The sequence below is a fragment of the Granulicella aggregans genome, from assembly GCF_014203275.1.
In the GTDB taxonomy this organism is placed as follows: Bacteria; Acidobacteriota; Terriglobia; order Terriglobales; family Acidobacteriaceae; genus Edaphobacter.
Window position 1 is genome coordinate 558,655 of sequence record NZ_JACHIP010000001.1, and the last position, 22,101, is coordinate 580,755.

At 60.9% G+C, this 22,101-nt stretch carries 18 protein-coding genes; 8 read left to right on the forward strand and 10 right to left on the reverse strand.

Annotated elements, in window-relative coordinates:
* Positions 1-92: 92 nt before the first annotated feature.
* The 4 genes from HDF16_RS02300 to HDF16_RS02315 all read right to left on the reverse strand — a co-directional run bounded on the left by HDF16_RS02300 (position 93) and on the right by HDF16_RS02315 (position 6,001).
* The gene (locus tag HDF16_RS02300) at positions 93-1,874 is read right to left on the reverse strand and encodes an outer membrane protein assembly factor BamD (RefSeq protein WP_184213542.1); all 1,782 of its coding nucleotides are present in this window, start codon (positions 1,872-1,874) and stop codon (positions 93-95) included.
* A 264-nt stretch (positions 1,875-2,138) separates the two neighbouring features.
* Entirely contained in the window at positions 2,139-2,846 is a 708-nt protein-coding gene (gene rpe, locus HDF16_RS02305) for a ribulose-phosphate 3-epimerase (protein WP_184213543.1), read from the reverse strand.
* A gap of 231 nt (positions 2,847-3,077) precedes the next feature.
* Complete coding sequence (locus HDF16_RS31520; RefSeq protein ID WP_184213544.1) at positions 3,078-4,562, reverse strand: methyl-accepting chemotaxis protein; 1,485 nt, start codon at positions 4,560-4,562, stop codon at positions 3,078-3,080.
* Positions 4,563-4,645: 83 nt separating this feature from the next.
* Positions 4,646-6,001, reverse strand: coding sequence for an excinuclease ABC subunit C (locus tag HDF16_RS02315; RefSeq protein WP_246408588.1), 1,356 nt, complete (start codon positions 5,999-6,001; stop codon positions 4,646-4,648).
* A gap of 163 nt (positions 6,002-6,164) precedes the next feature.
* Here HDF16_RS02315 and HDF16_RS02320 point away from each other — a divergent pair, with 163 nt between their 5' ends.
* Complete coding sequence (locus tag HDF16_RS02320) at positions 6,165-6,968, forward strand: hypothetical protein (protein WP_184213546.1); 804 nt, start codon at positions 6,165-6,167, stop codon at positions 6,966-6,968.
* Between the two features lie 110 nt (positions 6,969-7,078).
* Here the strand turns inward: HDF16_RS02320 and HDF16_RS02325 are convergent, their stop codons facing one another.
* From HDF16_RS02325 to HDF16_RS02350, 6 genes are all read right to left on the reverse strand, one after another.
* Positions 7,079-8,908, reverse strand: coding sequence for a S8 family peptidase (locus HDF16_RS02325; protein ID WP_184213547.1), 1,830 nt, complete (start codon positions 8,906-8,908; stop codon positions 7,079-7,081).
* Positions 8,909-9,204: 296 nt separating this feature from the next.
* Entirely contained in the window at positions 9,205-10,038 is an 834-nt protein-coding gene (locus HDF16_RS02330) for an ATP-binding cassette domain-containing protein (RefSeq protein WP_184213548.1), read from the reverse strand.
* Positions 10,035-11,669, reverse strand: coding sequence for an ABC transporter substrate-binding protein (locus HDF16_RS02335; RefSeq protein ID WP_184213549.1), 1,635 nt, complete (start codon positions 11,667-11,669; stop codon positions 10,035-10,037). The genes HDF16_RS02330 and HDF16_RS02335 overlap by 4 nt, the downstream gene beginning before the upstream one ends.
* Positions 11,670-11,671: 2 nt before the next feature.
* Positions 11,672-12,460, reverse strand: a complete 789-nt coding sequence (locus tag HDF16_RS02340) for an ABC transporter permease subunit (RefSeq protein WP_184213550.1) — start codon at positions 12,458-12,460, stop codon at positions 11,672-11,674.
* A complete protein-coding gene (locus tag HDF16_RS02345) occupies positions 12,457-13,293 on the reverse strand; it encodes an ABC transporter permease subunit (RefSeq protein WP_184213551.1) in 837 nt (278 codons plus the stop codon). The genes HDF16_RS02340 and HDF16_RS02345 overlap by 4 nt, the downstream gene beginning before the upstream one ends.
* Before the next feature lie 35 nt (positions 13,294-13,328).
* A complete protein-coding gene (locus tag HDF16_RS02350; RefSeq protein WP_184213552.1) occupies positions 13,329-15,731 on the reverse strand; it encodes an HD domain-containing phosphohydrolase in 2,403 nt (800 codons plus the stop codon).
* A 380-nt stretch (positions 15,732-16,111) separates the two neighbouring features.
* Between HDF16_RS02350 and HDF16_RS02355 the strand changes: the two genes are divergently transcribed.
* The 7 genes from HDF16_RS02355 (at position 16,112) to HDF16_RS02385 (ending at position 22,098) form a co-directional block, all read left to right on the forward strand.
* Positions 16,112-16,270 (forward strand): hypothetical protein, encoded by a 159-nt coding sequence (locus HDF16_RS02355; RefSeq protein WP_184213553.1) that lies wholly within the window; start codon positions 16,112-16,114, stop codon positions 16,268-16,270.
* Between the two features lie 166 nt (positions 16,271-16,436).
* The gene (coxB, locus tag HDF16_RS02360; RefSeq protein ID WP_184213554.1) at positions 16,437-17,450 is read left to right on the forward strand and encodes a cytochrome c oxidase subunit II; all 1,014 of its coding nucleotides are present in this window, start codon (positions 16,437-16,439) and stop codon (positions 17,448-17,450) included.
* 37 nt (positions 17,451-17,487) lie between these two features.
* Positions 17,488-19,176 carry a cytochrome c oxidase subunit I gene (gene ctaD, locus HDF16_RS02365; protein ID WP_184213555.1) on the forward strand — a complete coding sequence of 563 codons (1,689 nt, stop codon included), beginning with the start codon at positions 17,488-17,490 and terminating at the stop codon, positions 19,174-19,176.
* A 15-nt stretch (positions 19,177-19,191) separates the two neighbouring features.
* A complete protein-coding gene (locus tag HDF16_RS02370; protein WP_184213556.1) occupies positions 19,192-19,794 on the forward strand; it encodes a cytochrome c oxidase subunit 3 in 603 nt (200 codons plus the stop codon).
* A gap of 21 nt (positions 19,795-19,815) precedes the next feature.
* Positions 19,816-20,712, forward strand: a complete 897-nt coding sequence (locus HDF16_RS02375) for a hypothetical protein (protein ID WP_246408590.1) — start codon at positions 19,816-19,818, stop codon at positions 20,710-20,712.
* Positions 20,709-21,437: a c-type cytochrome gene (locus HDF16_RS02380; RefSeq protein ID WP_184213557.1), complete on the forward strand. Its 729-nt coding sequence runs from the start codon at positions 20,709-20,711 to the stop codon at positions 21,435-21,437. Before HDF16_RS02375 ends, HDF16_RS02380 begins: the two co-directional genes overlap by 4 nt.
* 19 nt (positions 21,438-21,456) lie before the next feature.
* Positions 21,457-22,098 (forward strand): ubiquinol-cytochrome c reductase iron-sulfur subunit, encoded by a 642-nt coding sequence (locus HDF16_RS02385; RefSeq protein WP_184213558.1) that lies wholly within the window; start codon positions 21,457-21,459, stop codon positions 22,096-22,098.
* Positions 22,099-22,101 lie beyond the last annotated feature (3 nt).

Consider the following 22,101-nt stretch of genomic DNA (forward strand, 5'->3'; position numbering starts at 1 on the left):
TCCGAGCCAGAAATCGAACCGGAAACCAAATAAAAAGGGCCAACCCATACCGGATCGGCCCTTCACTATACCCTTTTCCCTAAACCCTGCTCTTAGAAAGGATTGATCTTCCCCAATCCCTTCTTCTTCTTGTGCTTGTTCGACGACTCGTCGTTCTTATCGAACTCCGGCTTCGCCTTCTTTCCGTTCGCCGGAGCAGCTGCCGCAGGCGGAGCCTGTCCGGGTTGAATGTCGTTCACGGTGTCCGGAGCGTCCGCAGGCTTTTCGATCGCAGGCAGCGGCGTGTTATTCGCTGGCCCAACCGCCTTCATCCCATCAATCGGAGCACTCGAGCCGGGACTCACAATCTCGATGCCTGCCGAAGCCGCCGGGGCTCCGCCGCCATTCGTTACCGGCGCGACAGTCATCGTCGATCCCGATGCGCCAGTGCTGGTCCCCGCCGCTGGGACATCCTGGAACGCCAGCGGAGCCGCAGTGTCTGCAGCGGGAGCCGGGGTACCCGATCCGTCCGTCACCGGAGCCGCCGCGTCGCCAGTAGCCGCACCACCAGGAGCCGTCGCCGGCCGCGCATTTGGATTCATCGCCAGCGTGAAGTCCTTCACAATCTGCCGGGTCACATCCGGAGCCACCGTCGGCTTCGGATCGACCAGCGTAGGATCGCCCGTTCTAGCTGCCGTCACCACGTCGGGCTGGTGCATGACCAACAGCCGGGCGCGGTCCGTGATCTTGTACTGGGCGCGACTGTTTTCCATCTCTTCACTCCGCGCAATCTGCTCCGCCGTCGGCTTCGGAATGTCGGCATGCAGCGCAATCAGACGATCCTTCGCGTCTTCCACTCCGCGCGAAGCGGCGTGCTCGGTCACAATCTTCGAGTAGGCCGCGATCGCCTGGTCGTCGTACACCTTCTCCAGCCGCGCCTTTCCAGCCTCGGGCAGCTTCAGACTGCGCACATACTTCGCCTCGGCCTCGAATCCATCTCCCAGCCCCAACAGCACGTCGTCCATGTGGCTGTACTGCGGATACGTGTCCGCCACCGTCTGGTAGCGCGCAATCGTCGCCGGCCAGTTCGAATGCGTCGAGTAGAACTCCGCAATCGTGCTCTCACGCGTCGCCAGGACCTCCTGCACCTCGCGCAGCCGCTGCTTCGCGTCCGGCACCAGAGTCGAGTCCGGGAACTGCTGCAGCATCGTCCGGTACTCCTGCTCCGCGTGGACAGCCTTCGCGTAGTCGCGGTCGGGCTTGTCCATCTGCCGGAAGTAAATATCGCCTACGCGCATTTGCGCTTCTGCGGCCTCAGGAGCGTTCGGGAAGAAGGTAATAAAGTCCTTGTACTCCTGCTCGGCCTGAGTCAAGGCTGCGGTACCGCCCTCCTTGTACCAGGAGTCGGCAATCGCCAGCTTCGCGCGCATCTGGTACTGCGAGTCAGGATAGGTGTTCAGCAGCGTCTGCAGATCGAGCCGTGACAGGTCGAATCGGCCATGCTTGGTCGCATCGACCGCCTTGTCATACAGCTGCTTGTCCGGAAGCGACGCGTCTTTGCCCGCCAGCGGATCGATCTTCTTGCCCTTCTTGAAGGCAGCCCGCGTATCCTTCGACTGCACAACCTTGTTTGCCTTGCTGTTCTCTTCCTTCTTTTCCGCCTTCTTCTCTGCCTGGGCCTTCTTCTTGTCGGCCTTGGTCTTGGGGACAATCTGTCCCGGGGCCGAAACCGGCGCCAGCGGGGCATCTGCAGCCGGAGCTTGTGTCGTCGCGGCCGGTGCCGGAGCCGCATCCTGCGCTCGCAACACGCCCGAAGCGCTGATCATTCCTGCCACGACAAAGCCTGCAGCGACCGCTGCTCTCAAACTAGGGAAAAAGGTACGGGAACTCGTCATCCAATCCACTCCATCTGCCCCGCGCGTCGGCGCGAAACATGACACCATTCTAATCTTCCGAGGCAACTCGTGCCTGCCTGCTGAACCGAAAACCCCGACTCCGGTAAAACCGTCAATCCCACAGAACCGTCATCCTGAGCGAAGCGTCGGGCGGCTTCATCATCGGGTGCTCCACATCTCGGCTCTGAGATGTGAGAGTCGAACCACCAATGCTGTGCCCCATTCATCGCCGCCTCATCGCGATGAGTGGGCCGCCACGAACTCTCACCCATGCGAGTGATCGTGCCCATCCTCTTCCTCGTCCATCCGAGCCTCGGCCTCGCGCGCGGCCTCCAGAAAGCTCTTCCCGTTCGCCTCCGCGCCGCCCGGCCCAAAGATCGCCGACCCTGCCACCAGCATCTCCGCTCCTGCTTCGACGACCGAACCCACCGTATCGTGAGCGACTCCGCCATCTACTTCTATGCGAAAGTTCAGCTCCATCTCGTGCCGCAACTCGGCGAGATACGCCATCTTTTCGAGCGAAAACGGCAGGAACTTCTGCCCGCCAAATCCCGGGTTCACGCTCATCACCAACACGTGATGCACCATCGGCAGCACCTCGATCAGCGAGTCCACCGGCGTCCCCGGATTGATCACCACCCCAGGCTTCATGCCGTGATCGGCGATCAACTGCAGTGTCCGGTGCAGGTGCCTGCAGACCTCCTGGTGTACAGAGATCATGTCCGCCCCCGCAGCCGCAAACTCCGGAATGAACGCGTCCGGATTCTCGATCATCAGGTGGCAGTCGAGCGGCAGTTTCGTCACCTTCCGCACGGCCTTTACGACAGGCGGCCCAAAGGTAATGTTCGGCACAAAGTGCCCATCCATCACGTCCACATGCACGATCGTCCCGCCGCCCCGCTCCGCTGCGGCAATCTCATCCGCCAGATGCGCAAAGTCCGCCGCCAATATCGAAAACGCCAGCTCAACCATCGTTCGTACTCCTCAGGAATTCCGTGGAAAACAACTCCTCCACCAACTCCCGAAGTGTACCAGTGGCGTATGAACCCTTCCCACAGCGGTCTGCCCCCACCCCAACCTTTGTCATCCTCCGCACAGAGGAGGATCTGCTTCTTCTCGTTAGCTCATGGACGAACTCTATGCCTGTTCTGCAGGGTGCCCCATATCTGGCAGCTTTATCGCCATATGTGGGATTGCAGCGAACTACGAAACTGCCATCCGATAAGCACGCCCGCCCCCACGCGGCGCGCTCTCCGAACCCGATCCATCCACCAGATGCCCCAGCCCCTCCGCCAACATCCTTAGTTGCTCCGACTGTGCATTCAACTCTTCCGCACCCGAAGCACTCTCCTCTGCCGCAGCAGCGCTCTTCTGCGTCGCCTGCTCCATCTTAAGTAGAGCGCGACCGATCTGATCGATCGCGTGGCTCTGCTCCTGGCTGTTGCCGACAACCTGTTCGACCAGCGGCTTCAACTGCGCAAAGACCGAACTCACTCCCCTGCTCGCATCCGTCAGGACGCTAATCTTTGTCTTGCCATCAGCGGCATTTCCTAACGACTGCTCGATCAGCACCGAGATCTCTTCCGACGCCGCCGAGCAGCGCTGTGCCAGGCTGCGCACCTCGTCCGCCACCACCGCGAATCCCATTCCCGCCTCGCCCGCGCGTGCTGCTTCCACCGAAGCGTTCAGAGCAAGGATGTTGGTCTGGAAGGCAATCTGCGTAATTACCTGCAAAGTCTTCGCAATGTCGTGGGTAGATTGTCCGATCGCGTTCATCGCGGCGATGCAATCCTGCACCGCCCGGCCGGTATGCTCCGTGTTCTTTACCGCGTCGATCACAAGCCCGGTCGCCGCACGCGCATTCTCCGCGCTCTGCGTAGCCATTGCACCAATCTCTACCGCCGATGCCGAGGTCTCCTCGATCATCGCCGCCTGTTGCGACGCGTCCCGAGCCACATCCTGGCTCACCGCCGCCACCTGGGTCGCCGCACCCGAGACCTGTTCTGATCCATCCCGCAACTCGCTCGTCAAGGTGCGCAGGCTCGAATTGATCTGCCGGACAATTACGGTCGCCATCAAGCAGGAGGCGCAGAACCCGGCCAGGAAGATCACCAGGTTATTCGTCATCGAGCTATTCAAGCTCCCGATAATTGTCTTCGTCGAGTTGCCGCTTACCGTCGAACACAACACCTCGAGCTTGCCGGCATCGGCCACCATCGTCGCACCTTTGGCCGCCCATTCCTTCACCTGCGCGTCGTACGCATCGCCGTGCAGCGTGCCAGCCTGAACCATCTTCAGGGTCGCTTCCAGTGGGACTCGATAGGCGTCAAGATCTCTGCCCAGTTGCTCGACGCCGGGCCTCAGCTCACGCAGGTCTTCACTGCCGTTCACGAACGCCAGTAAGTCCTTCTGCTGCTTCTCTGCCTGGTTATATCGCTCCCAGCCTTTGTCCAGAGAACCCGGCTTTTGAATCGTCACAAAGTAGATGAAGAAGATGCGGGCGTTCAGAACGTCGCGCTCAAAGTCGGTCGCCATCTGGGTCGCGGGCACGTAGCTCCGCGAGTGCGCATTCTCGCTGGCCAGCACGGAGCGCATCGTGTGGATCGCCAACCCGCACAGGTTCGCCATAAAGACCAATACCAGAGCGAAGCCAGCGGAGATGCGAAGCGAGATAGACCAGTTTTTCACGCATCTCTATCGGCATTCCTGCCGGGATTTTTCAATCTGGAGCATCAGAAGTCTTCAGCAGCCATGGCGATTCAACGAGAACTCTATCTTCCGCTTGTCCTGCGGCTGGTAAATGCCTCTGGCGACTGGGCGTGTTCGGCGACTTCGATCACCCGCTCCACATCCGGCCGTCCCTCGTGGAGCACTCTAACCTTCGCCCCCGCCTTGATCTTCTTCGCCCCTTCACGGTCGGTATCGGCCATCGTCGCAGGCTCGCCCAGGGCCATGCGCGCCGCACCGCGGAGGATCCTTCGCACCGGCCATCCACCATCCGCATAGGGGAAGAAGACCTCGCCGGCGCGTTGCTTCTCCGGCCGGTAGTACCAGCGCCGCAGCAGCGAGAGATGATCGCTCAGCAGCGCCATATCCGACGGCACACTCGCCTTTGCCTCGAGCCGCGCCAGCACCTCATTGGCCCGCATCTCCGGACTCTCCGCAGCTTCAACCTGCAAGCCCTCCAGCGGCACCGCCTGCAGCATCAACGGTTGCGCAAACAGGGAGCTCCCCACGCTGGTCTGCTCTTTCACCGCCCGCACGCCCAGCGTCGACATCCGCTCCGGCCCGGCGATGCATCCGGCCTGCACCATGAAGAGCGCAGCCTCCTGCAAATCTTCACCCTCTGCCGAAGCAGGAGCGACCTTCTGCACCACAGCGGCCCGCACCTCGAGCACCGGCCTGACGAGCTCGTCTGCCAGCGCAGCGGCCGCCTTTACTTTCTGATACTTCTCATGCAGCGCCGCCGCCTGTTCGAACTCCATCGCCTCCGCGGCGACCTCGCGCTCGGCAGCGATCTTACCCAGCATGCTCTCGCCCCGCGTCGCGAAGAACGCCTCCACAGCATCGGCCTCCGCTTTGTACTCCTCCACCGTGCAGGCGATGTTGCATGGCGCGAGGCACTTCTTCATCTCCTGATACACACATCCCGGATGCTCCGGATAGGGCTGTAGATCCTCATAGCACCGGCGAATCTTGAACAGATCAAGCACCGCATCGCAGTACCGCTCGGCCGCCGCCCGTGAAGGAAACGGTCCATACATCTGCGCCAACCCACGCTTGCTCAAGCGATTCGTCGCATAGACTCGCGGAAACGCATTCTCCGCCGTGAACCGGAGGAAGTAAGGCGTATGCAGCTTCAACCTCCGCCGCGCCTCAGCCAACCCGAAGAGCGCCGCCGCAGCCTCATACAGCACCAGGGACGACTCGAACTCCGACCCGGTCACGGTGTACTCAATCCGCGCCACGCGTTCGCGCAGATTCAGCCGCTTTGACTGCGACTCCGGAGGATCGAGCAGCCGCCGCATCCTGCGCCGCAGGTCCGCCGTGCGCGTCAGGTAAGGCTCGTCCGTCTCCTTGAAGCCACGCAGAGCAAACACACCGGGCACCGCAGGAACAGCGCGCAAAATCTCTTCCGCCCGCGAGGGTTCAAACGACGACGCTACCGCGAATTGAAAGTTCGCTACCACAGACAGATTGTAGCCGCGGTGCCATTTCATCGGCGTCGGCGATAATCTCCTCCAGCATCAACCCGCGCATCTCATGCCACAGACAACTCCGAGGAAACCGATGCGCCACAGCTTCAAGACTCTTCTAGTTGCAATCGCAATTGCGGCCACGTCTTCCATCGACGCCTACGCGCAGGACATTGGCCTGAGCCCCACCCGCCCGACGGTCGCCAACGGGGCGTCCATCCAGAACAAGGGAGTGCTGCAGTTTGAGACCGGCTACGACGCCTTTCCGCAGCGCGTTCCAGGGAATCAGCAGACGGTTGCGGCGGGGCTATCTTACGCCGCGCTTGACCGGCTACGTCTTGACTTTGGCTGGTCTCCATTCGTCCACCAGTCGGACGATGTGAGCAATACAAACGGTATCGGCACCATCACGCTCGGCGGCAAGGTTGAGCTCTTCAAGGAGCAATATCACCTGCCCAAACCCGGCCTCGCGATCCAGTACGAGGCGGAGTTGCCCACCGCTTCGCAGCACTCGCTGCAGAACTACGGCCAGCAGATCACGGTGCTGATCAACCATCACTACTTCAAAGACGGTATTCTCGATGTCATCGCCAACAGCTCGCTGGTCCAAGCGGACTGCCAGACCGCCACCGGATGCACCTATGGCGGGCAGCAGTCGTTTGCTTTGAGCTATCACCTCAACGAGAAGTCCCGTCTCTACGCCGAGGCGTACGGACAGAACAACTCCGCGTCAAACACGCCGCCTGGCACCTATGTGTTTGGCGGTTTCTATCATCAGTTCAGCGATACCGTCGGCATCGATGGCGGCATGCGCTTTGGCGTTTCGGACCACTCCGCCAGCGTGGGGACTACCGTCGGCCTCATCTTTGGGAGGCGGGTTCGAGGCAAGGCCGACTGATTTTTGTCTCCAGTTCTTCGCATAACTCAAGGCAGAAGATGGGCTTGTCGATAGCGTCTCAACGCACAGAAGCCGCCCTGAAGGCGGCCTCTGCGATTGATGGAAGCGGTTTAGTAGAGAAGCGGCGAGATGGAGGCCGAAGGATCGATCGGACCGGAGCTGTCCTTGCCCCAGAGAGCGGTCGCCGCATCGGGCGTTCCCTTGCCCCATAGGGCTGTCTTGCCCCAGAGTGCAGTGAAGGCGTTCGGATCTTCCTTGCCCCACAGTGCCGTCTTGCCCCAGAGAGCCGTCTGACCGTTGACCGTCTCGAAGGCAGTGGCACCGTAGACGCTCGAAGCGCTCCAGATGTCCGCCTTGCCCCACAGTGCCGTCTTGCCCCACAGTGCTGTCTGGTCGGTGATGATGTAGGTGTTGCCGGTGTTGGGATCGAAGCTGGCGATCGGAGACATCGCGGTGCCGGAGGGAACGTTACCATTGTGGAAACGTGCAGCGTTGATGGCTGCGTTGATGTCGAGATAGCCGGCGCCGATGGTGAAGATGTCGTAGTTCGCCGTGTAGAGGATGCCGCTGTCGGTTACGCTGCTGGTCTGCGGGAAGTAGGAGCGATCGGCATTCTGCATCAGCAGCGCCTTCACCTGGTCAGGACCAAGGCTGGGCGCGGCCTGGATGAGGTCGGCAACAGCTCCGCTGGTAACGCCTGCGGCCATGCTGGTTCCGCTCAGCGGGAAGTAGGTCGTCGACGGAGTGGTTGCGCTGCCATTGCGCTGGTAGAACGAGAGCGGCGTGATGAAGGTCGGATTCGCGATCGAGAGCGGATCGTTGGGGAACTTGCTGCTGATGACCAGGTTGCCCGGAGCGACGATGTCGGGCTTCACTACCTGGTCCATGAACGACGGGCCTTTGGAGCTGTAGCTGGCGATCTGGTCGTCCTGCACGGTGGGAGTCTGCATGGTGCGCATCGCGCCGACGGTGATCGCATAGGGATCGTTACCCGGAGCGTTGATGGTGCCGTAGCCTTCGGAGTTCAGGTTCAGGTCGCGGCCATCGTTACCGGCGGCGACGACGACCACGATGCCGGCCTTCCACGCCTGCTCAACAGCCTGGCAGAGAGGGTCTTGCGTGTAGCTCTCGAAGATGGGGCGGCCCAGCGAAAGGTTGATGACGCGGATGTTGTAGACGTTCTTGAGAGCAATAGCGCGGTCGATGGCGGCGATGACCGAAGAGTCGGTGCCTTCGCCGTTCGCGTCGAGAGCGCGCAGGTTGACGAGATGAGCGTTCGGAGCGGAGCCGAAGAAGGTGCGGAAGTAGCGAAGGCCGAGCGAGTTCGAGCCGTTACCAGCGATCAGACCAGCTACGTGCGTACCGTGGCCGTACATGTCGGCGGTGGTCTTCTCACCTGCTACAAAGTTTTCGTTGTAGACGACCCGGCTGCCCAACAGGTTGTTCAGGAACGCCGGCAGGAGCGGGCTAAGCGAGAGGTCGTTGACCGGGTTGATGCCGCTGTCGATGACGGCGATACCTACGCCGGTGCCGATGTATCCCTTCGCCCATGCGGAAGGTGCGTTGATGGGCTCGATGGTGTACTCGGGCGCGGCGAAGGGAACTTCGCGGGCGCTGACCTTGCGGTCGATCGAGATGTAGCTGACCTCGGGATCGTTCGCGACGGACGAGAGCATATAGACCGGAACGTCGGCGGTGATGCCGTGGATGAGGTGAATCTGCTGCTTGACCAAGCCGCCGTTCAGGCGAATGCTGTCGGCCTGCGACTGCGTCGTGTCGTGCTTGTACTGAATGATGACCGGGACCTTCTGAAAAGGCGCGGACGAAGATAGATCACGGGAGAGCTTCGATGCCTGGATGTCCTGGCCGAACGCGATGGCGGTCGACGGGAGAGAAACCAATACAGTCATGGAAAGTAGAAGGCGGTGCAAGCGATTCATAAGTACTCCTGGATATCTGATCCGGATATCTTTGAATATCCGATTCGTCGTGCTGACACGTTGAAGTTTGCTTGCTGCGCGGACTGGAAGGACCAGTGATGCGTTCAGCTACACGTCGTGGCGATACTTAGAGATCGCAACTTACCTATTCACCAGGCAACGAATGAAATCGTTTGCAGTTGCTCCTACCTGTTGCACTCTAGTGCATGCCTGTTGGTGCAACCAATGGCTCCGAGGTGGGAGCACCGCCCCGAAAGATGTAAGTCCTAGGTAGTTTGGGAAATTGCCGGCAGATTTTATGCGGACTTAGAGAACTCTTTTACGCCGCTCTGTCTCTGGCATTCCAGCAGGACATCGACGGGCACAGGAAGAGCGCCGAGGAGCGCGCGCGTCATAGGATGACGCGCCAGCCCAAGGTCTTTTACCGCAAGTGTCTCGACGATCTCCCCAGCGTCGAGCACAGCCATCCGGTCGCATAGTTGAACAACGGAGACGAGATCGTGCGAGATGTAAAGCAGCGCGGTCCCGTGCAGCCGCGTGAGATGCCGTAGAAGCTCGACGATCTGGTTCTGCGTCACCGGATCGAGAGCGCTGGTGGGCTCATCGGCGATGATGATGGCCGGTCGATGCAGCAGCGCAAGCGCTATGAGGACGCGTTGCGCCTGTCCCACGCTGATCTGAGAGGGACGCCGCGCGAGAAACTCCGGATCGATAGGTAGCTGGACTTCAGTGAGCACCGTATTCAGGCGCTCTTTGAAGACCGATTGCCCACCCTTGTTGTGCGCCTTCCAGGCATGAGCAAAGTGGGTCAGCAGGCTTAGCGGGGGATTCAGCGCGGACATGGGGCTTTGCGGGATAAGAGCTATGCGATAGCCACGGCGCTTGCGCCATTCGCGCTCCTTGAGCGTGAGCAGGTTCAGTCCGTCGAGCAGCACCTCACCCTTGACCGTGCCACCGCGCCAGGGCAGCAGCCCCAGCAGCGAGAGGACGATGGTGCTCTTGCCCGCGCCGCTGGTGCCTACCAACGCGAGCGCTTCGCCCGGCTCGAGTTCAAACCGCACGTCCTTCAACACGGCGCGGTCCCCGTAACGAGCCTGTAGATCAACCTTCAGCAAAAGGTGTCTCTTCATCGCGCCCCCTGTAGATGGAGGCTTTCCACGTTCCACACTACTCCGGGATTGAGTACCGCTGCCTTGACGTTTTCGAGCTTAGGCGAGACCGCATAGAGCGCGTTCGGATAGACGAGATAGATGAAGGGCTGCTGGTCTGCGACGATCTGTTGGACGCGATCGATGGCGCGCTTGCGGCCAGCTTCGGTCGGCGAGGTCGCCTGCTGCTGCATGGCCCTATCGATCTCCGCCTCCCATGGCGTTGCCGGTGTCTTCTCCGACGGATTCCACTGGTGATTTGGAGAAGAGCTCAGCCACAGATTCATCGCAGCGTTCGGATCGGGATCGGCGTTCGAGATGCCAAGCAGGCAGGCCTCGTAGTCCTGCGTGTGCATGAGGCGCTCGATCAGCGCGGGGAAGTCCAGCGCCACTACGGTCACGCGAATGCCCAGGGCGGCAAGGTCCTGCTGGATCAGCGTCGCCATCTTCATGCGGGCGGCGTTGCCTGAATTTGTAAGGATCGAAAAGGCAACAGCATGGCCGGCTGCATCCTCGAGATGTCCAGCGTTCATGCGGAATCCGGCATGGGCAAGACCTGCCTTCGCCGCGGCAACGTCGAAGTGTGGCGTGGAGACGCTGTGGTTGTACCAGGCCACGTTCGCTGGCGAGATGAAGTTATACGCAGGTGTCGCGTGGCCTTCATAAGCTACTCGGGCGAGGTCTGCGCGATTGATTGTCTGCGAGATCGCGACACGGAAGGCTTGGCTTTGAAACCACGTCTTCTCCCATGCGGGGATGGGCGAGGCTGCGGCCTGGTTGAACCAGATTTGCTCCGTGTTCAGTGACGGCCCAAGATCGCGAACAGAGGATGGAGACTTCTGCTTTAGAAGGCCGTAGTAGTCCGGCGCAAGCCCGTTGATGACGTCGTACTCTTCGCGTTGAAAGAGACGGATCTCTTTCTCTGCGTTGTCGAGCACATCGAGGCGGATGCTGTTCGCGGATGCAAGCGCAAGCCGATCGCCTTCCCTGCCTTGGAAGTGCTCATTCCTGCGCAGGCGAATGTACTGCGACCGGTGATAGTCGGCAACGAAATAGGGGCCGGAGGTGATGCGACCTTCGCTGGGACGGCCCGCGGGTTCGATGGCGATCTCATCGAAGACCTTACCGATGCCGACAACGGGCTTGGGGAGATGAACGACGACGGTGTGATCGTTGGGCGTCGCGACTGTGACGCCAGCGGGCTCGACAAACTCCTCGGCCACCGGAGCAGCGGTCGCAGGCAGCAACACGCGGCGGATCGACCACGCGGCGTCGTTCGCGGTGAGTCTGCTGCCATCAGAGAACGCCAGGCCGGGCCGAAGAACGAAGGTGATCGTCATGCGGTCCGGTGATAGGCTCCAACTCTTTGCAAGCTGAGTTTCTACCTGCTGGCTATAGCGGTTGAAGCGAAGCAGGACGCCGGCGGTGAGATAGCGCACATGCTCCGACTCCTCTTCATCGACCTTCGCGGGATCGAAGGACTTGGGGTCGTAGCCAATGGTCCACGCCAATTCGCCAGGAAGCCTTGGCGCGGCCTGCGGACTCGCAACCTGCGCCACGACGGCCGTGCAAAGCAGAATCGCGAAGACCTTCGTGAGATGAAGAGTGTGCATCCCTACGCCTCCCTCGCGGTGGATTCGAGAAGGAGCAACGCCATGACGAGAACCGCGATGGGGAGATAGACCCAGGCGGTCTGCATCAGGATGGCGGAGTTGCCGAGCTCAAGCAACATGCCGCCCCAGGATGGAAGGGGTTCGCCAACTCCCAGGCCAAGCGTGCCAAGGTTCGCCTCCGCAACCACGAAAGCGGGCACGCAGATGAGGAACTGCGGCAGCAGCAGAGGCAACAAGTTGGGCAGAACCTGCCGGGGAATCTGCCGGATACGCATGCCGCCAGCGCGCGCATGGATCATCCATTCGGAGTTCCTGAGCCGCAGCGCCCCTTGATAGACCGCGCGAGCACATGCCGGCCATCCCAGCGCCGCGAGCACGACGAAGGTGATCAGCGCGGAGTCCGCTGGCGAGGTGCTCAGCGGCAGCATCGATCGCACCATCATCAGCAGGAAGAGCCACGGCAGCGCGAGGAAGACATCGCAGACGAGCATTGTCAGTGTGCCAACCCCTGCGGTGCTGAAGGCTGCGAGCAAGCCCACGCCTGCTGCTGCGGCGGTCGAGATAAACGATGCGGCGACCGCGCCGGTGAGGCTCAATAAAAACGCTGCCGAGACGCGGACTATCCTGTCCCGGCCCAAGCTGTCGGTGCCCGCAGGGTGCCGATGCGACGCTCCTTCGAGGACAGCATTGCGGTCCTGCTCTGAGATAGCCTTGCCCGAAGATGTGACGATTGCAGTTGCAATCAAGACCATGGCGAGAAGCAGCCAGCCGGCGATGGAACGAAATCTCATGCGGTCTGCCACTCCGTTGCGGGACGCGATCCTGTACCAAATCCGCTGGCGGTAACCGCGATGGCCATCATCACCGTGACTGCAAGCAGGACCGGAAGGTCACGATTCATCGCTGCGTTCCATGCCAATTGCCCGATACCTGGCGTACTGAAGATTACCTCTACCGGGACCATCGCGCCCAGCGCCGTCAAAATCGAGAGCGTCGCCAGCGAGCCAAGCTGCGGCATGATTCCCGGCAGCAGGTGGACGCGGATCAACTCCGGCGTGGACACTCCCTGAGCGCGCGCGTGAAGCAGATGAGGATCGTTCCAGGCTTTGCGCAGCATGCGGTCGAGAAACTTGAAGTCGCGGGCCGCGAGTAGCGTGGTCAAGACTAGCAGCGGGCCGCCGCTATCTGCCAACAGGCACATCGTCGCCATGGCGCCGATCGGGACAGCGAGTAGGACGGTGGATGTGAGATGACATAACCGGCCCGGAAGCGATACCGGCGACCGGCCCCAGTTGGAGATCGTCGCGGTACACCCGGCGATGATCCACGCCAGCATCATCGACTTAAGAAGCAGGCCTACGGTGACCGCCAGGCAAGGCCGGACCAGTTCGACCACGGGGACCTCATACTGGCGAGAGACGCCAAGGTCGCGGCGCAGCAGGCCACGCACTTCAGACCAGAGCATTCCTCCAACCGAGCCGCTGCGGGCAGCCTCCGTTGCGAGCTCATTGCGCGCACCCTCCGCGTAACGCGCGTCCATCTCACGAGCGTCACTGAGGTAGCCGGGGGCAAAGCGGACCAGGACGATGGATCCGACGATCACCAGCAGGACTACCGTCGCCATCCGGAGTAGCCGACGGAAAAGGGAGCTCAACAGGTTCATACTGCAGCGACCGACTCCAACACAGAACTTCGTTCGTCTGCTGAGCGGCTCCCATGGAAGGCCCGTTTACTGCGATACATCTTGCGGTCGGCGACACCCAGCAGTTGCTCCGCGTTCTCGCCATCAGCAGGATACGAGGCGAGGCCGATGCTGACCGAGACATCGTTATAGAGCTTGAGATCGATGCAGGCGCGCTGCACCGCCTTCTCCAGCATCTCGGTGCACGCTTTGGAGGAGGAGCTGTCCATCGCCGGAAACAGGAAGACGAACTCGTCTCCGCCCATGCGGACGACCGTGTCCTGGTCGCGGCAGCACTGGCGGAACTCCTTTGCGACGAGCTTCAGCAGATCGTTGCCCACGAGATGTCCGTGGCGATCGTTGACTGCCTTGAACGAGTTGAGATCGCAGACGACGAGAGCGAAGCTCTGCATGCTGAGCTGCGCAATCTCGATCTGCGTGTCGAGCTGCTGGAAGAAGTGGCGCATGTTGCCAAGCTGGGTGAGGTGATCGACGTTCGCGTCGGACTCGGCCGAGCGGAAGCGCAGAGCGTTCTGCAGCGAGAGCGAGAACTTTGACTCGGTGGCCTGCAGAATGCGCAGATGGTCCTTATGGAATGCGGCGTTGCCTTCGGCGTAGAGCGATAGAGCTCCGAGGACTGATCCATCGAGATTGAAGAGCGGAATCGAGATGGCGGAGCTGGTTGCGGTAAAGAGACCAGTCTCGACGATGTAGTGAGGCTCTACGGTCGGGTTGCCGTTGATAATGGGCCGCTGGTTCTCTGCAACCCACCCGGACAAACCTTCTCCCATGGGAATGAGCTGGGAGGTGAAGGCGCGAGCGAGTTCGCCATCCATATACTGCGTGGTCAGAACTTCGTCCTGCCGGATGTAGACGGCGAAGCAGTTAAACGGAATGAGCAGCCGCAGTTGGGTCGACATCATGGCGCTGGTCTCGCGCGCGCTCAGCGAGCTTCCCAGGACCTGGCCCAGCTCGAAGATCGTGCGGGCTTCGCGGCTGGCCGCGGCGATGAGGTTGAGGGAGTTCTGATGGTTGCCGGCAGCTTCGCGGATCCTGGAGTTCTTTTCGGCTGCGATGCTCTCTGTCTGGGTGGGGGCAAATCCTGCGCCAGGCGCCAGACCGCGTGAGATCACGAGATCTACGTTCAGCGGGGCCATGTCGTTAATCTGTTGCCGCGCAAGCTCTTCGAGCTGTAGATAGTTCGCATCGAGCAGGGCGACGATCTCGGGATCGTAGTGGATACCGGATTTACTACGAACCAGGTCCATGGCCTCGTTCAGCGGCAGCGGCTTGCGGTAGGGACGTTCGGAGGCAAGCGCGTCGAAGCAGTCGACCACAGAGAGCAGCCGCGCACCGATGGGGATGTCTGTTCCCTTCAGGCCGTCGGGATAACCGCTTCCATCCCACGCTTCATGGTGCGACCGGACGATGGGCACGACGGGATAAGGAAAGCGCACACGCTCCAGGATGTCCGCACCCACGACGGGGTGGATCTTCATCTTTTCGAACTCTTCGTGAGTCAGCTTGCCGGGCTTGTTGATGATGTGCTCGGGAACAGCGAGCTTGCCGATGTCGTGCAGGAACGATGCGGTGAGCAGGGCCTGCATCATGTTGTGGTCAAGCTTCAACATCTTGCCCAGCTCGGAGACATAGATTCGGACGCGCATCAGGTGGCGATGCGTGTTCTGGTCCTTGGCCTCGATGGCCATGGCTAGGCCTTCGATGGTGCGGAGGTGCAGTTCCTCGGTCTCCACGGCGTGCCGCTCACGATCCCGGATGATCGCCATCTGCGCGTTATAAGCGCGGAAGATGGTGTAGACCATGGGGATCAGGAGAAGCGAGGTGAGCCAGCCGAAGTGTTCGCCGATGATGTCGACCGCGAAGGCCAGCATCGCGCCTACGAGATAAAAAGGCAGGTACCAGGTGAAGTTGTTCCGCCACATCTTGTAGGGAGCTTCACGGAGGTCCCACGCGATGATCAGCGCAACCGGGATAGTGTTGGCAAGGAAGTAGACAACTGCGGCGCAGGTAAGCGATGGGGCGATGGCGATATGTTTTGCGAAGAGCGCGGAGTAGGTGAGTCGCGCCAGCGCAGTGGCGGTTACGACATTCGATACGTTGAAGACGATCTGGATCAGGGTAAAGGGCTTGAGTACCTTGAACCGGCACTGCGCAAGCACGCTCATCATCGCTAGGATCACGGCTTGCATGGGAGAGAGTTGAATGATGCCTAGGAAGATGAACGGGAAGTTCACGGACATCGTTCCGTCGGAGTTCGGCATGCCGACCTTCATCCCGGAGCTGAGCAAGACGGCCACGAGATAGACGGAGAAGTAGACCCAGTCTCCGCTTGCGCCCCCACGGAACAAGTAGAGGCTCAAGCCGCCGCTTGCGACAATCAGGGTCAGAAGAATCTTGGCGCGGAGCAGCAGGTCACACCTCGGGGAGTTCGTGAGACTGAGATCGTTATCGAACCGCCTTCTCCGTGCGGGACTCTATGGAGGAGAGGCAAGGAGCCTTATATCCCTCAAGAGGAACACAAGGACCCGCGAAATCGAATGTTCCTTTAGTTGTAGGGCGTCGCGACTGCGACTGGCCGACAGGTAACGAAACGCGAGCCGGACGAGACCTTCCTTCACCGCAAACTGCCGCCGCACCTTATACTTAGGCATTAAAACGCAATTCAGCCTGGATCCTTGTTGCATAACTTGTTCCAGGAACAGGTCTTCTAATTTTCCTGGGGCGAGCGCCGGACGTCGTCGTGGAGGAGCGTCCCAAGGAAGTCGCCGCCGGCCACGACGCGCAGTTGGAGAAGGCGGTGCTTGTGGTGCTCGACCAGTTGAAGGAGCATCCCGTGCCGGAGATCCCGATTCCGCCTACGCCGAACTATCACCCTAATGACGGCCTCGGGGTAAGGTGACGCGGGAACCCGCAGCTGAGGACGGTTTGATCGTAAACTTTTCGGGATTTTCAATCAGCATGTGACGCAAGTCACATCTGATGGCAGCGAAGGAGTTTAGACTGTAGACATAACTTCGTCCGTTTCTTCGTTGCGACCTCCACCCTAACCGGCTTTGTGGAGATATATGCCGATTCATCCAGTGTCGACCGGCCTTGCGTTCGCCGTCACCTCGGACTTCCTGCAGAGCCCTACCAGCACCTTTGCGCCTGCAGGCACTCCGGCGCACTCCGTCGTTGGTCTGTCGTGGCTGGTCTACGGCATCACGGGCGGAATCTTCCTAGTCGTTGGCGGCCTTCTCGTCTACGCTTTGTTCCGGTTCCGGCACCGCCCCTCTTCGCCGAACGCTGACCAGGAGCCAGCGCAGGTGTACGGCAGTAACCAGATTGAGCTCTCGTGGACGGTCATTCCCATTTTGATCACGGTCATGCTCTTCCTGGCCACGACGCGCGTTATCTTCAGCACGGAGCACGCGGGCAAGCCTCCGGAGGCCCTCGACGTCACGGTAATCGGACACCAGTTCTGGTGGGAGTATCGCTATCCCAAGCTCGGAATCGTGACCGCGAATGAGCTTCACGTGCCTGTGAGCGACCCGAAACACCCGACACCGACCTACTTGACCATGTCGTCGGCCGACACCGACCACAGCTTCTGGATTCCGCGGCTGGCCGGGAAGATGGATCTGATCCCGAACAAGGTGAATACCATGTGGATCGATCCGGAGACGGCAGGTTTGTACCTTGGCCAATGCGCGCAGTACTGCGGCACCCAGCACGCCAAGATGCTGCTACGGGTCTACGCGGATACCCCGGAGCAGTTCGCGGCGTGGGTCGCGCACCAGCAGCAGACCGCCTCGCAAAGTCCTGACGCCGTCGAGGGCAAGGCAGTCTTCGAGCATAACGCCTGCATCAGTTGCCACACGGTCGCGGGCACGGTGGCGAACGGTCGCTTCGGCCCTGATCTGACTCACCTTGCCAGCCGCGACACCTTCGCCTCGGGCGCTGTTCCCCTCTCGCGCGAGAACCTTCGCACGTTTGTCGACGACCCATCGCACTTCAAGCCAGGTGTCCTGATGCCGCCGATGCACCTGAACGAACACGATCTTGACCTTGTGACCTCGTACCTCGTTACCTTGAAATAGTCGCTAAAGAGAAGTAGACGTTGAAGAAAGGAAGCCCATGGCCACGCAGACTCCAGTACCCGCGGCGATAGACCAGACTACAGAAACGGCTCCGCGCCGCCTTGTATTCGAGGTGCTGCAGGACTGGATCTCGACCACCGACCACAAGAAGATCGGCATGCTGTACATCGGCTACTCGCTGGTCTTCCTGGTGATCGCTGGATTTGAAGCCGTGCTGATGCGCATCCAGCTGGCGTTCCCCAACAATCACGCCGTCTCGCCGCAGGCCTTCAACCGGCTCTTCACGATGCACGGCACGACGATGGTCTTCTTCGTCGGGATGCCGATTCTCTTTGGCTTCGGCAACTACCTTGTTCCGCTGATGATTGGCGCGCGCGACATGGCGTTTCCCCGGCTGAACGCCTTCAGCTTCTGGATCTCCGCGTTCGGCGGATTGCTGCTCTACTTCAGCTACATTGGCGGAGACGGCATGTACGGCGCGGGCAGCGCTCCGGACGTGGGATGGTGGGCCTACGCTCCGCTGACCGCCCATGCGTTCTCGCCCGGGCACAGCACGGACTACTGGACGCTCGCGGTTTTCCTGAGCGGAATCGGAAGCGTGGGCACGGCGCTGAACATCGTCACCACCATTATCTCCATGCGCTGCCCTGGCATGACGATGAACCGCTTGCCGCTTCTGGCGTGGCTCTACCTGAGCATGTCGCTGCTCACCTTCGTCGCTGTTGGCCCGTTGAGCGCCGCGCAGATCATGCTGATGCTCGACCGCTACCTCGGCTCGCACTTCTTCGACGCTCAGGCTGGCGGCTCTGCAGTTCTGTGGATGCACTTCTTCTGGATCTTCGGCCACCCCGAGGTCTACGTGCTGGTCATGCCCGCCTTCGGCTTCGCCAGCGAGATCATCCCGGTCTTCTCGCGCAAGGCCATCTTCGGATATACGGCGATGGTCGCCGCCTCCATCGGCATCTGCTTCGTCAGCCTCAGCGTCTGGGCTCACCACATGTTCACGGTCGGTCTCGGACCTGCGGGCAACGCCTTCTTCACGCTCTCAACGATGGCCATCGGCGTTCCTACCGGCATCAAGATCTTCAACTGGCTCGCCACCATCTGGGGCGGCAAGGTCCACTTCACCACCGCAATGCTGTTTGCAGTGGCCTTCCTCTTCCAGTTCATGCTGGCTGGCCTGACCGGCATCATGCTGTCTGTCGCTCCTCTGGACTGGCAGCTTGGCGGCTCCTACTTCGTTGTCGCCCACTTCCACTTTGTGCTGGTCGGCGCGATCCTGTTCATGATCTTCGCCGCCTTCTACTACTGGTATCCGAAGATGACCGGCCGCCTTCTGAACGAGAAGATCGGCAAGTGGCACTTCTGGATCTTCCTGATCGGCTTCCACCTGTGCTTCGATCTCATGCACATCCCAGGGATGCTCGGAATGCCGCGCCGTATCTATACCTATGAGGCCGATCGCGGCTGGTTCCTGTTGAACTTCCTCGTCTCGACCGGTGCCGGCATTCAGACAATCGGCACGCTGATCTTCGTCTACAACATGGTCTGGTCGTACTTCAAGGGCGAGATCGCCGGGCCCGATCCGTGGGACGCGTGGACGCTCGAATGGGCCACAGCCTCGCCGCCGCCTGCTTATAACTTTGCCACCACGCCGAGCGTTGCCAGCCGCCGCCCGCTATGGGACCTGAAGCATCCTGAAGACACCGACGGCCAATACGAATAGAGAGGAGGTCCCCGCATGAGCCAGAGCGAAGCAGTAGTCATCCCGCAAGCACCAGTCGAAGAGTGGAAGCTGCCCTCGAAGGGCGTCGTCGGCATGGCGTGCCTCATCATCGCCGAAGCGGCCATCTTCATCATCTTCGTGGTCGCGTATCTCTATTACGTGGGCAAGAGTCTCAGCGGGCCGACGCCGAAAGACGTCCTCGAGATCCCGATCCTCACCAGCATCTGCCTGCTCTCGAGCAGCATTACGGTGCACTATGCCGTCTCCTCCCTGCATAAAGGTGCGCGTTCGGCGACCTCGCTGTGGCTGGCGTTGACCGTGCTGCTCGGCGGTATCTTCCTCGTCGGCACCGGCATGGAGTGGCACAAGCTGATTGTCGATGACCACCTGACGATTCGCACCAATCTCTTCGGCACCACCTTCTACTCGCTGGTCGGGCTCCATGCCACGCACGTTGTGGTTGGCCTCATCATGCTGACGCTGGCCTTGATCTTCTCGCTCAACGGCAAGATGAACAGCATGCACACCGAGAAGCTCGAGGTCCTCTCCATCTATTGGCACTTTGTCGATGCCGTCTGGGTCATCGTCTTTCTCGTCGTTTACGTCTTTGGCCGTTAGCTTTACCGGAAAGGAGGCACCATGCAGCACGATCCCCACGATCCTCATGCAACAGACACCAATGTGATCCAGCTTCCGGCGCCCACGGCCTACCCGATGGTGATGTCACTCGGCATCGCGCTGATGTGCACCGGTCTGGTGACCAACATCGTGATCGGCATCCTTGGCCTTGTGCTCACGCTATGGAGCATCGTCGGCTGGTTCCTGCAGGTCTTCCCGCACGAGGCCCACATCCCGGTCGCGGTTGAGATTGAGCCCATCGAGATCTCGACCAGCCGCACCCTTGGCAGGCGTGCTCCTGCATCCGAGAAGCCCCGACTGGTCATCCCGGTCGAGACCTTCCAGATCACCACTGGCATCAAGGGTGGCATCGCCGGGGGCATCGCGATGACCGTTCCGGCGGGCATCTTCAGCCTCATCAAGTACCACAGCTTCTGGTACGCGACGAACCTGCTGGCCGCCGGCGGCTTCGTAAGCTGGGCGGGCGCGAGCGACGCGTTCCTGAGCGAGTTCCACCTGCGCGGAGCACTCGCCGCCCTTATCATTCACGGGCTGACCTCACTGCTGGTGGGACTCCTTTATGGAGCGATGCTGCCCATGTTCCCGCGCTGGCCCATCCTTACCGCAGGCGTGGCAGCGCCAATCATGTTCACCGTCATCCTGCACTCGGGCATCGGAGTCATCAGCCCGATCCTGAACCAGCGCATTGACTGGTTCTGGTTCTTCATCTCACTGATCGCCTTCGGGCTGGTCTGCGGCTATGTGGTGAATCTGCATACCAAGGTCCGAACAGCACAGTTCCGAGCGCTTCCCTTCGCGGTGCGCGCGGGTCTGCACACTGACACTTTCCCGGTGATCCACGTTGACGCACAAGAGAAGAAAGACCTCGATCATAAAGACAAGGACGCCCAGCAATGACGCAACGCTCCATCCTGTGCCTGTTGCTTGCCGGCTCGCTGGCCGCTCTTGCGATCGGCTGTAATGCTCCCGGCAAGCCGCGTCTCGGTACCGAGGAGCAGGTCCGCCCCGAGCAGCAGCTCGAGTTCGCCAAGCTGTACAAACAGAACTGCGCCGCCTGCCACGGAGCGAACGGTCAGATCGCGGCCTCCATCTCGCTGAACAACCCGACGTACCTCGCGATTGCGGGTGAAGCGAATATCACGCACGCGATCTCCGCCGGCATCCCCGGCACGCTGATGCCCGCATTCGGTAAAGGCGCGGGAGGGATGTTGACCGATCAGCAGATTGCCGCTCTTGCGCACGGCATGGTCACGGAGTGGGGCAAGCCGCTGCCGGCTGGAACTCCCACGCTACCGGCTTATGCCGCTACCTTGACCGGTGATGCAACGAAGGGCGAGCAGGCCTTCAACACCTTCTGTGCAAGCTGCCACGGAGCGGGTGGCGCGGGCAAGGGACACACCGGGCCGATCGTCGACCCCGCCTATCTCGCTTTGGTGAACGATCAATACCTGCGCAGCAACATCCTCGCCGGGAAGCCGGAGAGCGGCATGCCCGACTGGAGCCAGCATACGGTCTCCGGCGCGAAACAGATCATGACCGACGCCGAGGTCACCGACATCGTCGCCTGGATCGCCAGCCATCGCGTTGCGAGCCCCGGCCAGCCTTACCAGCAGCACCCGTAGTCGTCACGGAGAGAGATTTATGTCTGAACCGCAGCAACATTCCGGCGAACCTATAGCAACAGTAGTTCCGCACGAAAAGACGGCAGAGGAGAAAGCTGCCGCGCACTCGCGCCGCACCTTCCTCTTTAAGCTCTCCGTGCTGTTGAACGGCGCGGTCGGTGCGGCGTTGGCCGTGCCCATCGTCGGATACCTGCTGGGACCGGCGAGCAGGAAGGCGGAAGCGGAAGGCGCGTGGGTTGGGCTGGGCTCGGCTGATAACTTCCCTGTCGGTGAGACGCGGCTGGTCGACTTCGAGAGCCCGGTCAAGGGTCTCGGCGATGGCGAGACCGGCAAGGTCGCATGCTGGGTGCGCCGCATCTCGGCATCGCAGTTCCAGGTCTTCGCCATCAACTGTGCACATCTGGGCTGCCCCGTTCGGTGGTTCTCGGAGTCGAAGCTCTTCATGTGCCCCTGCCACGGCGGAGCGTACTACGAGAACGGCGATCGCGCCTCCGGACCGCCGGAGCGTGGACTCTTCGAATACAAGTACAAGCTGACCGGCGATGGCCTGATGATCCACGCGGGCGACATGCCTACGCTGGCGACTCAGGCATCGTGCGCGGGCAAAGACAAGCCACTGGTACAGATACAGGCAGCGACCAACCCAGGCGAGGAGGTCTAAGCC